The organism is Streptomyces sp. NPDC001415 (genome assembly GCF_053597395.1).
Map to the genome: position 1 here is coordinate 2,145 of NZ_JBSFIE010000022.1, position 12,468 is coordinate 14,612.

At 71.4% G+C, this 12,468-nt stretch carries 8 protein-coding genes and 1 pseudogene; 8 read left to right on the top strand and 1 reads right to left on the bottom strand.

Annotated features, from left to right (window positions below):
- The 7 genes and pseudogenes from ACWC2B_RS25710 to ACWC2B_RS25740 all read left to right on the top strand — a co-directional run.
- Positions 1 to 348 (top strand): annotated as a pseudogene (locus tag ACWC2B_RS25710) (hypothetical protein); the annotation flags it as partial.
- Between the two features lie 191 nt (positions 349 to 539).
- A complete protein-coding gene (locus tag ACWC2B_RS25715; RefSeq protein WP_450720450.1) occupies positions 540 to 2,570 on the top strand; it encodes a glycogen debranching N-terminal domain-containing protein in 2,031 nt (676 codons plus the stop codon).
- A 95-nt stretch (positions 2,571 to 2,665) separates the two neighbouring features.
- Positions 2,666 to 3,430 carry an NUDIX hydrolase gene (locus ACWC2B_RS25720; protein ID WP_450720452.1) on the top strand — a complete coding sequence of 255 codons (765 nt, stop codon included), beginning with the start codon at positions 2,666 to 2,668 and terminating at the stop codon, positions 3,428 to 3,430.
- 521 nt (positions 3,431 to 3,951) lie between these two features.
- Positions 3,952 to 5,676: an ATP-binding cassette domain-containing protein gene (locus ACWC2B_RS25725; protein WP_450720454.1), complete on the top strand. Its 1,725-nt coding sequence runs from the start codon at positions 3,952 to 3,954 to the stop codon at positions 5,674 to 5,676.
- Positions 5,677 to 5,836: 160 nt separating this feature from the next.
- Entirely contained in the window at positions 5,837 to 6,721 is an 885-nt protein-coding gene (locus ACWC2B_RS25730; RefSeq protein ID WP_450720456.1) for a FadR/GntR family transcriptional regulator, read from the top strand.
- Between the two features lie 320 nt (positions 6,722 to 7,041).
- Entirely contained in the window at positions 7,042 to 8,595 is a 1,554-nt protein-coding gene (locus ACWC2B_RS25735) for an RNA polymerase sigma factor (RefSeq protein ID WP_450720458.1), read from the top strand.
- Positions 8,596 to 8,726: 131 nt separating this feature from the next.
- On the top strand, positions 8,727 to 9,542 hold the full coding sequence (locus tag ACWC2B_RS25740) for a serine protease (RefSeq protein WP_450720460.1): 816 nt from the start codon (positions 8,727 to 8,729) through the stop codon (positions 9,540 to 9,542).
- Between the two features lie 95 nt (positions 9,543 to 9,637).
- Here ACWC2B_RS25740 and ACWC2B_RS25745 read toward each other — a convergent pair whose 3' ends face one another.
- Positions 9,638 to 9,868: a DUF7455 domain-containing protein gene (locus tag ACWC2B_RS25745; RefSeq protein WP_053725523.1), complete on the bottom strand. Its 231-nt coding sequence runs from the start codon at positions 9,866 to 9,868 to the stop codon at positions 9,638 to 9,640.
- A gap of 434 nt (positions 9,869 to 10,302) precedes the next feature.
- Between ACWC2B_RS25745 and ACWC2B_RS25750 the strand changes: the two genes are divergently transcribed.
- On the top strand, positions 10,303 to 12,423 hold the full coding sequence (locus ACWC2B_RS25750; protein WP_450720463.1) for a DNA gyrase/topoisomerase IV subunit B: 2,121 nt from the start codon (positions 10,303 to 10,305) through the stop codon (positions 12,421 to 12,423).
- Positions 12,424 to 12,468 lie beyond the last annotated feature (45 nt).

The following is a 12,468-nucleotide window of genomic DNA, read 5'->3' on the forward strand; positions in this document are numbered from 1 at the left end:
ACGCCCGAGGACGTCGAGAAGCCCGCAGACCCGCCCGCACGCCGGGCGATCCGCCCCACGCCCGAGGACGTCGAGAAGCCCGCAGACCAGCCCGCACGCCGGGCGATCCGCCCCACGCCCGAGGACGTCGAGAAGCCCGCAGACCAGCCCGCTCGCCGGGCGATCCGCCCCAAGCCGCGCCGCAAGCCCACGCCATCCTCACGGAACAGTCCCAACAGCACCAAAAGTCCCAACAGTCGCTCGCAGTCCGGGAGTTCAGCCAGCTCCGCGCCCGCCGGCCCCAAGTCGGGGAAGGTGCGCGACCGCGCGCGCTACCGGGGTGGGGAGCGGGTGCATCGGGAGGGGTGAAAGAAGGGATCAGCGCGGCAGCCGCGGGCGACCCGGCGCTGCGGTGCGCGGCCGGGGCGATCCGTCCGTGACCCGGTCGAGGCTCGTGGCGTTCACCTGGATGGCGGCACGGATCCGGGCACCGCGCCGCACGGACGGCTGGCTCCGCCAGGTCCACCGCCGTCGCCCGCAACGCACAGAAAAGGGTACGCATGGTGTTCACCGCCCCTCCCCGCACCGGCACCGGCAGCTCGCCGGGGCCGGTCCCGCCGAGGGCCCCCGTTCCGCTCGGCGAGCTGCCCGCCGTGCACGCGGCCGTGATCTGCGTGGCCCTGCCCGGCCTCGCGGTGTCGCCGGAACACGGACAGCTGACCGGGCACGGCCTCGAAGGCTTCTATCAGCACGGCCGACGGCTGCTCTCCCGCTGCCAGTTGAGGGTGGCGGGACGCGACCCGATCGCCGTCCAGGGCAGATCGATATCGGCCGACCGCGCCCGCTTCCTCGCGGTGGTCCGCACCTCGGCGGACGGCGGGCCCGACCCCGAGATCGCCGTCGAGCGCCTCCGCCAGGCGGACGGCACCGAGCGGATCACCCTGAGCAGCTCGGCGGCCAGGCCGCTGCGGATCCCGGTGGAGATCGCCCTCGGCACCGACCTGGCGGAGCTCGGCGCCGTCGCCGCGGGCCGCGCCGGGCCCGAACTGCCCGCCAGCGTCCACGACTCGGGGATGCGCTGGACCTCGGGCAACGCCCACTCGGTGGTGACCGCCCAGCCGCCGCCGACCGACGCGCTCGCCTCCGCCGGAGTGCTGCGCTGGACCATGGAACTGCCCCCGGGCGGCTCGTGCACGATCCAGCTGAACGTCAGGGCGGGCCGCCCGGTGCGACCGCCCGGACACGGCGCGAGCTCGCTGCCCTCGCCCCAGGAGGCCAGGGCCGAGGGCGACGATCCGCGCGTGGCGGCGCTGCTCCAACACAGCATCGACGACCTTCGGGCGCTGCTGATCCGCGACCCGGCGCGCCCGGCCGATCTGTACGCGGCGGCCGGAGTCCCCTGGCGGTGTGGGGCGGCACCGGCCGAGGCGCTCTGGGCGGCACGGATGGCGCTGCCGCTGTCGACCCGGCTGGCGGCGGCCACTCTCCGTACCCTCGCAAGGAGTCAACTCACCGTCACTGGGCCCGAGTTGGGACGCATTCCGGGGCCGTTCAGGGATGCGGGCCCCTACCTTCCGCCCGGTTGTACGGGAGTGGAGGCCACCCTGGCCTTCCCGGTCGTGCTCGCGGAGGCACGGCGCTGGGGACTGCCCGAGCCGGAGGTGACCGAACTGCTGCCCGCCGCCGAGCGCTGTCTGCACTGGCTGGCCGCCGCCCTGGACGAGGACGGCTACCTGGCCGAGAGCGGCCCCGGGGCCGCCGGGTTCGTACGCGCCGAGACCCAGGCCCACGTCCACCGGGCCGCTCTGCTCGGCGCGGAACTGCTGCGGGAGTGCGGCCGTCCCGGCGCCGACGCGTGGCTCGCGCGGGCAGGGGCGCTCAGAGACCGGTTCCGGGCGGAGTTCTGGGTGGACGACCGTGGCGGCGGCCGTCCCGCCGCCGCTCGCACCGCCGACGGGCGCCCGGTCCCGCTGCTCGGGGCCGGCGCCGCCCACCTGCTGGACACGGGGCTGCTCGGCGGCGGCCGCCTGGCGCCCGGGCTGCTGGACAAGGTGCAGACCGAACAGCTGGCCCGGCTGCTCGGCGGCCCCGCGATGGACTCGGGCTGGGGGCTGCGCGGGCTCGCCGTCAAGGAGCCCGGGTACAACCCGTTCGGGCACCGGGCCGGGGCGGTGCGGGTCCATGAGAGCGCCGTCGCCGTCGCGGGCCTGGCGGCGGCCGGCTACGAGAAGGAGGCCGTCGCCCTGCTCCGGGGCGTGCTGGCCGCCTCGGAGGCGTTCGGTCACCGGCTGCCCGAGATGTACGCGGGGGAGCAGCGCACCGCCGACAGCGTGCCCGTGCCGCATCCGGCCGCCTGCCGTCCGGCGGCGGTGGCGGCAGCGGCGGGCATCCAGCTGCTCACCACCCTGGCCGGGATCCGCCCGGACGCCCCGGCCGGAACGGTCGCGCTCGACCCCATGCGGTCCGCTCCGCTGGGCGCGGTCCGGCTGGCCGGCCTGAGCGTCGCGGGGGAGCCGTTCACCGTACGGATCAGCAGGCTCGGGGTCGGCATGGTCGAGCAGGCCGCCGAATGGCTCCAGTTGGGAGGCTGAGCGGGATGAGCGCCGCGGGAGGTGCGACAGGAGAAGAAGTGCCGGAGGGTGTCGAGGGGAGTGTTTATCGTCAGGCAGACGACTATGATCGCCGCATGTCGCCCTACGACCCGTCGGCCTTTCCGCCCTTCGCCGTGACCGTCGACCTGGTCGTGCTGACCGTGCGCCGCCACGCGCTCTGCGCGCTCGTGGTGCGCCGCGGGGAGCCACCGTTCCAGGGGCGCTGGGCGTTGCCCGGCGGATTCGTCCGCGACGACGAGGACCTCTCCACCGCGGCGGCCAGGGAACTCGGCGAGGAAACGGGGCTGTGCGCCTCGGACCCGTCGGCCCCGGCCCTTGCCAACGGCGCCCACCTCGAACAGCTCGCCACCTACGGCGACCCCCGGCGCGACCCCCGGATGCGGGTGGTCAGCGTGGCTCACCTGGCCCTCGCGCCCGACCTGCCCGCACCGCGCGCGGGCGGCGACGCGCACAGCGCGCGGTGGGCCCCCGTCGAGGACCTGCTCGGCCAGGAGGGCGGATTCGCCCGCGACGGCGAGCAGCCCGCGCCGCTCGCCTTCGACCACGCCCAGATCCTGGCGGACGGGGTGGAACGCGCCCGGTCGAAGATCGAGTACTCCTCGCTCGCGACGGCGTTCTGCCCGGCCGAGTTCACCGTCGGCGAGCTGCGCCGGGTGTACGAGGCGGTGTGGGGCGTCGCCCTGGACCCGCGCAACTTCCACCGCAAGGTGACCGGCACCCCTGGCTTCCTGGTCCCGGCCGGCGGCACCACGACCCGGCAGGGCGGCCGCCCCGCCCAGCTGTTCCGGGCCGGCGGCGCGACACTGCTCAACCCGCCGATGCTGCGGCCCGAGGTCTGAGAGCCTGTGTCTGAACCCCGCCCGGGCCCGGGGTGTCTGGCACGCACTCCCCCAAGGCCTTAAGGGCCAGGGGGGACCCCCATGCCGCGTTGCCGAAACGTCCTAGTAGCTCCTCCCCCAAGGTCGTGAAGACCAGGGGGTACCCCCATCGAGGACCTTCCGGCGCCTTGCGATCGCACGCACCAGACGCCGCGGTCCGATCCGGACGGGGTTCAGACACAGGCTCTGACGCCGAAGCAACCGCACGAACGACGGGCCGGGGAATCCCGAGGAGTGGCGCCGGTGCCCGGTGCTGCCCCCGGCCCGGGGCATGGGAGTCCCCGATCCTGCCCCCTCGGCACGTGGGACGGGCTGGGCCGGGCCGGGCCGGACCGGCGGCCGTCCGCTCGGCCTCGCGCCCAATGGCCTGACATCCAGGGGTACATCGCCCCAACCCTGCACCAAAAGTCCTAAATGTCGCGTTATGTTGCTGCGGTACCCCGGCCTGCCGCCGAGCAGTCTCATCTACCGCGGGAGAAGCGATGCTCCAGGCAATCGGACTCACCAGTGCCCCCCGCCGAGACCTCCCGCCCGCCGTGGACGACCTCACCTTCGAGGCGAGACCCGGGCAGCTCACCGCCCTGTTGGGCGCCCCGGGCTCGGGCCGGACGACAGCCCTGCGCCTGATGCTCGAACTCGAACCGGGCCGGGGCATCACCTACTTCCGCGGCCGCCCCCTGCACGAACTCGCCCACCCCGCCCGCGAAGTGGGCACCCTCCTCGGCGATGTGCCCGGTCACCCCGTACGCACCGCCAGAGGCCAGCTCAAGCTGATGTGCACCGTCGCGGGCGTCCCGGTGTCGCGCGCCGACGAAATGCTCGAAGTCGTCGGCCTCTCCCGTCTTGCCGACCAGCGCCTGGGCACCCTCTCGCTCGGCATGGACCGCCGCCTCGGCCTCGCCGCCGCCCTCCTCGGCGACCCGCACACCCTCCTCCTCGACGAGCCCGCCGAGGGTCTCTCTCCCCGCGAGAACGCCTGGCTCTACGGACTCCTGCGCGGTCACGCCGACCACGGCGGCACCGTCCTGTGCACCTTCGCCGACCCCAAGGAAGCGGCCCGGGTCGCCGACCGTGTCGTCACGATCGACGCCGGCCGGCTCGTCGCCGACCAGGACGCCACCGCGTTCGCCCGCACCCGGCTGCGGCCCCACGTCGCCGTCGCCACCCCGCACGCCGCTCGCCTCGGCGCCCTGGTCAGCCGCGAGGCGCGCGCCGCCCAGCGCTCCGTCGAGGTGGTCGCCGAGGACGGCAGCCACCTGTCCGTGTACGGCAGCAGCTGCGCGGAGGTCGGGGAGACGGCCTTCCGCAACGGCGTGCTGCTTCATCGACTTGCCGACGAGATCGGCGACACCGGCCCGAGCGTCGCCGTCCCACCCCAGGAACGGACCGCACCGCCCCGGAGTTCCCCCCCGCCGGCCATCACCCGCAGGCCCGCCCGCACCCCGCTGCGCCCCCTGCGCTACGAACTGCGCAGGCTCCTCGGCGTACGGACCACGTTCTTGCTGGCGGCGGGCGTTCTGGCCCTGTCGGCCGCCCTCGCCGTGCTGCTGGCCAGGGCCGGGCACGCCCCGCTGCCGAGGTTGCTCGCCGCCTGGCCCGGCCTGCTGCCGCTGCCGCCCGCCGCGCTCGGCGCCGGGCTGTTCGGAGCACTCGCCTTCGGCGACGAGTACCGCTACCCGGCGCTCGCCGCCGACCGGGGCACCGTCCCGCGCCGCCTCGGCCTGCTCTGCGCCAAGCTCGTCGTGACCGCCGCGACCGCCCTCCTGCTCGCCGCCCTCGCGGCCGCGGTCGACTACCAGAGCCTGCGCCTGGTGTACGGGGACGGCATGGCGGGACCGTCGCACGAATGGCTTGCGCTGGGCGCCAGTTGGGCCGGTCTCACCGTCGGCTGCGCCTGGGCCGGGCTGCTCGCCGCCGGGATCTTCCGGGCCACCGCCGCGGGTCTCGCCGCGGTCCTGGCCGTGCCCGTGGCCGTCGTACCGCTCCTGAGGAAGGCCGTCGAGGGACACTCGGTGCGCTCCGTCGCAGGGCTTCCCGACCGGCTGCGCGATCTGGCCTGGGTGCGGTGGCCGCACGCCCTCGACCACTGGCTCATCGTCGTCCTGCACCTGGTCGCCGAACCGGTCGGAGCCGCACTCGCGTTGTCGCTCACCGTTCTGATCTGCGCATATCTGGTCACCGGCCTGCGTGCCAGGGCTCGTTGGTGAGCCATCGGCCACCAGAGAGCGAGGATCTGCCCACAACTCCCTTGGGGATGCCCGCTTCTTTCCGATAAAGCGTCAATTGCGGGGCGGGCGGTGATCACCCTTTCGTGTGCTTTTCACCAAAGACCTCAAGGGCCACCGCGGTCCCGCCGACAAAGGGTGCATGAGCACCCTTGCGCACACCATGATGACCGCCCGCACCGCCGACGCCGGCCTCTCGGCCCCGGGCGAACTCGACCGCTACCCCTACGGAGAGACGCGCCCGTCCGACCGGATCGGCACCCCCTCCTGGGACAGCGGCGACGCGGAACTCGGCCGGGTGGGCCGACGCGCGGCGGGCAGCCGCGGCCGCGGCCTGCACGGTCAACTCGTCCAACAGCTCGGTCAGATGATCGTCTCCGGCGACCTCGGCGCGGACCGCCCGCTCGTCCCCGAGGAGATCGGCCAGCGGTTCGAGGTCTCCCGCACGGTCGTCCGCGAGTCCCTGCGCGTGCTTGAGGCCAAGGGCCTGGTCAGCGCCCGGCCCAACGTCGGCACCCGGGTCCGGCCGGTCAGCGACTGGAACCTTCTTGACCCCGACATCATCGAGTGGCGCGCCTTCGGGCCCCAGCGCGACGACCAGCGCCGCGAGCTGGCCGAGCTGCGCTGGACCATCGAGCCGCTCGCCGCCCGGCTCGCCGCGGGCCATGGCCGCGAGGACATGCAGCAGCGCCTCGGCGACATGGTGGAGATCATGGGCCACGCCCTCGCCCAGGGGGACGCGATCACGTTCTCGCGGGCCGACGCCGAGTTCCACTCCCTGCTGATCCAGCTCGCCGGCAACCGGATGCTGGAGCACCTCTCCGGCATCGTCTCGGCCGCACTCCAGGTTTCCGGCTCCCCGATCACCGGTTGTGACCGCCCCTCGGACGGCTCCCTCGCGCACCACGGGCGGATCGTGGACGCCCTCGCCAACGGCGACCCCATGGCGGCCGAGACGGCCGTACGTCAACTGCTCACCGTCCACCCCGAGGTGGAGCGGGTCGTCCCCGCGCCGCGCGAGCACTGACCGGAGCCCCGCCGGACACGCTGTGCCGCCGGATCCCGGAGGGGGTCCGGCGCACTCAATTACGGGGCTTATGCCCCCTGTGTTCCCTTGGTCGCCTTTGGGGTGTGACTCGGGCCACGAAGATTGCGCGTAACACTCCTCGGAGCCATGCGATGACTTAAGAGGTACAGCCGAGGAGGGAATACAGCGGCCATGCGTGGCGCTGTGCAGCTCCGAGGTTCAGCCCGCGCCCCCGGCACATTCCCAGCCGGTGGTCGTCGGCTCCGGCCCGATCCTGGGCGGGGCCGGAAGCCGTTTTCCATCGTTTCGAGAGGTTGTTCGTGTCGGCCAGCACATCCCGTACGCTCCCGCCGGAGATCGCCGAGTCCGAGTCTGTGATGGCGCTCATCGAGCGGGGAAAGGCTGATGGACAGATCGCCGGCGATGACGTGCGTCGGGCCTTCGAAGCCGACCAGATTCCGCCGACCCAGTGGAAGAATGTTCTGCGCAGCCTCAACCAGATCCTCGAGGAAGAGGGTGTGACGCTGATGGTCAGTGCCGCGGAATCACCGAAGCGCACACGCAAGAGCGTCGCAGCGAAGAGCCCGGCGAAGCGCACCGCCACCAAGACGGTCGCGGCCAAGACGACCGTGACCACCACCAGGACCGTCGCCGCCTCCGCGGCCCCGGCCGAGACCGTGGACGTGTCGGCCGACGAGGCCGAGGACGCCCCCAAGAAGGCTGTCGCCAAGAAGGCGGCCGTCAAGAAGACCGCCGCCAAGAAGACGGTGGCCAAGAAGACCGCGGCGAAGAAGACCGCCGCCAAGAAGGGCGACGACGACGAGGCCGTCGAGGGCGACGAGCTGCTTGAGGACGCTGCGCCCGGCAAGGGTGACGACGAGGAGCCCGAGGGCGAGAGCAAGGGCTTCGTCCTGTCCGACGAGGACGAGGACGACGCTCCCGCCCAGCAGGTCGCGGTCGCCGGAGCCACCGCCGACCCGGTCAAGGACTACCTGAAGCAGATCGGCAAGGTCCCACTCCTCAACGCCGAGCAGGAGGTCGAGCTCGCCAAGCGCATCGAGGCCGGCCTGTTCGCCGAGGACAAGCTGGCGAACGCCGACAAGCTGGCGCCGAAGCTCAAGCGCGAGCTGGAGATCATCGCCGAGGACGGCCGGCGCGCCAAGAACCACCTCCTGGAGGCCAACCTCCGTCTGGTGGTCTCGCTGGCCAAGCGCTACACCGGCCGCGGCATGCTCTTCCTGGACCTCATCCAGGAGGGCAACCTCGGTCTGATCCGCGCGGTCGAGAAGTTCGACTACACCAAGGGCTACAAGTTCTCCACGTACGCCACCTGGTGGATCCGTCAGGCGATCACCCGTGCCATGGCCGACCAGGCCCGCACCATCCGTATCCCGGTGCACATGGTCGAGGTCATCAACAAGCTCGCGCGCGTCCAGCGTCAGATGCTCCAGGACCTGGGCCGCGAGCCCACCCCGGAGGAGCTGGCCAAGGAGCTCGACATGACCCCTGAGAAGGTCATCGAGGTCCAGAAGTACGGCCGTGAGCCCATCTCGCTGCACACCCCCCTGGGTGAGGACGGCGACAGCGAGTTCGGTGACCTCATCGAGGACTCCGAGGCGGTCGTCCCGGCCGACGCGGTCAGCTTCACGCTCCTCCAGGAGCAGCTGCACTCGGTACTCGACACCCTGTCCGAGCGCGAGGCGGGCGTGGTCTCCATGCGCTTCGGCCTGACCGACGGCCAGCCGAAGACGCTGGACGAGATCGGCAAGGTCTACGGCGTGACGCGCGAGCGGATCCGCCAGATCGAGTCCAAGACCATGTCGAAGCTGCGCCACCCGTCGCGTTCGCAGGTTCTGCGCGACTACCTCGACTAGGTCGCGGTCGTACGTCATCGAGGGCCCGGTCTCCTTGGGGAGGCCGGGCCCTCTGGCGTTTTCGCGGGTGCGGCGTGCGGCTCACTGGATGACGCTGGGTGTGTCCACGTCACCGAGAGTCAGGAAACCCTATGCGTCGTTGCATCGCCCGAGCCGCCATCGGGGCGGCCGTCCTTGCGGTCACTGCACTGGGGGCGCCGCCGCTCGCGTCCGCCGACGAGGTCGTCATCGGGGGCCAACCGGTCGAGATATCCGACAGCCCCTGGGTGGTGGCGCTGTCCAGTCGTGACCGGTTCGGAGGTACGCGCGCGGGCCAGTTCTGCGGGGGAGCGGTGGTCTCGCCCACCACGGTCCTGACGGCCGCACACTGTCTGCGTCGCGACGTGCTGGGGGTGGACGTGTCCCAGTTGAGTGACTTCGTGGTGATCGCGGGCCGTACCGAGCTGCGTTCGAACGCGGGCCAGGAGGTTCCGGTGAGCGCCGCGTGGGTCAACCCCGGCTACAACGCGGCGACCAACGTGGGCGACCTGGCCGTGCTGACCCTGGCCAGCCCCTTGCCCGCCTCGTACGTCATTCCCACGGCTCCGGCGGGAGACGCGGGTTACGAAGCGGGAACCCCGGCCATGGTCTACGGCTGGGGTGACACGACGGGCGGCGGGAGGTACCCGACGGCGCTGCGCGCGGCCCCCGTCTCGGTGATGTCGGACGCGGACTGTGCGCGCGCCTACCCGCCGAACTCGGACGAGGCGTACGACCCGTCCACCATGCTGTGCGCAGGCGATCCCAAGGGCGGCCACGACGCTTGTCAGGGAGACAGTGGGGGCCCGCTGGTGGCCCGTGGGCGGCTCATCGGCCTGGTCTCCTGGGGGAACGGCTGCGGGCGGGCCGACAGCCCCGGGGTGTACACGCGGGTGTCAGCCGTGCCGAGGCCCGGCACGGGCGGCTGAGCGGGACATGAGAACGGGCGGTCGCTCCCCCTGCACGGGGAGCGACCGCCCGTCGCCGGTCCTGGACCGGCCCTGGCTCGTCGTGATGCGAGGTCTCAGCGATCCTCGTCGCCTGCGGACTCGGGCACCGCCGTGAGGCGGTCCGTCTCGTCCTGTATGTCAGCGGCGATCTTCTTCAGTTCCGGCTCGAACTTACGTCCGTGATGAGCGCAGAAGAGCAGCTCGCCGCCGCTGGTCAGGACTACGCGAAGGTAGGCCTGTGCGCCGCAGCGGTCGCAACGGTCGGCGGCCGTCAGGGGGCTCGCGGGGGTCAGAACAGTAGTCACGTCGCCTCTTCTCTAGCTCGACGAGCTGTCGTACCAGGGTCAACATCCAACCAGGCCGAAAACGTTCCCGCTCGTGGCTTTTCCTCGAAAGTTCTTGGTCAAGGTGGCTGTCTGCTGCCGGTTGGCGGCGAATGAGCCGTATTGCGGAGCTTTACGGGTTTCGCGTTGCTTGTCTCGTTTGGCCCTCCCGGCGGGGTTGCCGGTTGTTCATGAGGACGTGCCCGGAGCCTAAATGGTTCATGCCTGAATGGGAACGTGATATCCGCATCACCCCCACGAGGGATCGAACATGCTTGCGATGCTGGACTAGCATGAGGATTCGCGAGGGTTGCGTTACAACGGCTCTACCAGGCCTCGGTACCCTCTGACCGGCGACCGACGCCGGCCCCTTACCCACCAGGGGCGCAATTGAAATTCAGCGAGGAGCGAACTGCGTGACCGCCGAGACGTCCGTTCCGTCCACTGCGCTGCTGAGCGGGGCAGACCGCGACGGCTCCAACTACACCGCTCGGCATCTGCTCGTACTCGAAGGCCTCGAAGCGGTCCGCAAGCGACCCGGCATGTACATCGGGTCGACGGACAGCCGCGGCCTGATGCACTGCCTATGGGAAATCATCGACAACTCCGTCGACGAGGCCCTGGGCGGCTACTGCGACCACATCGAAGTGATCCTGCACGACGACGCCTCGGTAGAGGTGCGTGACAACGGCCGGGGCATCCCCGTCGACGTCGAGCCCAAGACCGGTCTTTCGGGCGTCGAGGTCGTCATGACCAAACTGCACGCCGGCGGAAAGTTCGGCGGCGGCTCCTATGCCGCCTCCGGCGGCCTGCACGGCGTGGGCGCCTCCGTGGTGAACGCGCTCTCGGCCCGCCTCGACGTCGAGGTGGACCGCAACAGCGCCACGCACGCGATCAGCTTCCGCCGGGGCGTGCCCGGCATCTTCACCGAGCAGGGCCCCGACGCGCCCTTCGACCCGGGCAACGGGCTGCTCAAGGGCAAGCGCGTGCCCAAGAACCGCACGGGTACGAGGGTGCGCTACTGGGCGGACCGACAGATCTTCCTCAAGGACGCCAAGCTCTCCTTGGACACGCTCTACCAGCGGGCCCGCCAGACGGCCTTCCTGGTACCCGGCCTGACCATCGTCGTGCGCGACGAGCGCGGTCTGGACGGCGAGGGCAAGACCGAGGAGACGTTCCGCTTCGACGGCGGGATCAGCGAGTTCTGCGAGTACCTGGCCCAGGACAAGGCCGTCAACGACGTGCTGCGCCTGTCCGGCTCGGGCACCTTCAAGGAGACCGTCCCGGTCCTCGACGACCGCGGCCACATGACGCCCACCGAGGTCACCCGGGAGCTGGGCGTGGACATCGCGCTCCGCTGGGGCACCGGGTACGACACCAACCTCAAGTCGTTCGTGAACATCATCGCCACCCCCAAGGGCGGCACCCACGTATCCGGCTTCGAGCGCTCGGTCACCAAGACCGTCAACGAGGTGCTGCGCTCCGCCAAGATGCTGCGGGTCGCCGAGGACGACGTCGTCAAGGACGACGCCCTGGAGGGGCTCACCGCGGTCGTCACCGTCCGGCTCGCCGAGCCGCAGTTCGAGGGCCAGACCAAGGAGGTCCTGGGCACGTCCGCGGCCAACCGGATCGTCGCCAATGTGGTCGCCAAGGAGCTCAAGGAGTTCCTGACTTCCACCAAGCGGGACGCGAAGGCGCAGGCCAGGGCTGTACTCGACAAGATCGTCGCGGCCGCCCGCACGCGCATCGCCGCCCGCCAGCACAAGGAGGCGCAGCGCCGCAAGACGGCCCTGGAGTCCTCCTCGCTGCCGGCCAAGCTGGCCGACTGCCGCAGCGACGACGTGGAACGCAGCGAGCTGTTCATCGTCGAGGGAGACTCGGCACTCGGCACCGCCAAGCTCGCGCGGAACTCCGAGTTCCAGGCACTCCTGCCGATCCGCGGCAAGATCCTCAACGTTCAGAAGGCGTCGGTCTCCGACATGCTGAAGAACGCGGAGTGCGGCGCGATCATCCAGGTCATAGGGGCGGGCTCGGGCCGGACCTTCGACATCGACGCGGCGCGGTACGGCAAGATCGTGCTGCTCGTCGACGCCGATGTGGACGGCGCGCACATCCGCATCCTGCTGCTGACCCTCTTCCAGCGCTACATGCGCCCGATGGTCGAGGCGGGCCGGGTCTTCGCCGCCGTGCCGCCGCTGCACCGGATCGAGCTGGTCCAGCCCAAGAAGGGCCAGGACAAGTACGTCTACACGTACTCGGACAACGAACTGCGCACCACGCTGCTTGAGTTCCAGCGCAAGGGCGTCCGCTACAAGGACACCATCCAGCGCTACAAGGGCCTCGGCGAGATGGATGCCGATCAGCTGGCCGAGACGACGATGGACCCGCGGTTCCGCACTCTGCGCCGGATCAACATCGGCGACCTGGAGGCCTCCGAGCAGGTCTTCGATCTGCTGATGGGCAACGAGGTGGCGCCGCGCAAGGAGTTCATCACCAGCTCCGCGGCCACGCTGGACCGCTCGCGCATCGACGCGTGATCCGGGCCTGAGAGCGCCGGTCCAGGGTTTCCCCGGACCGGCGTT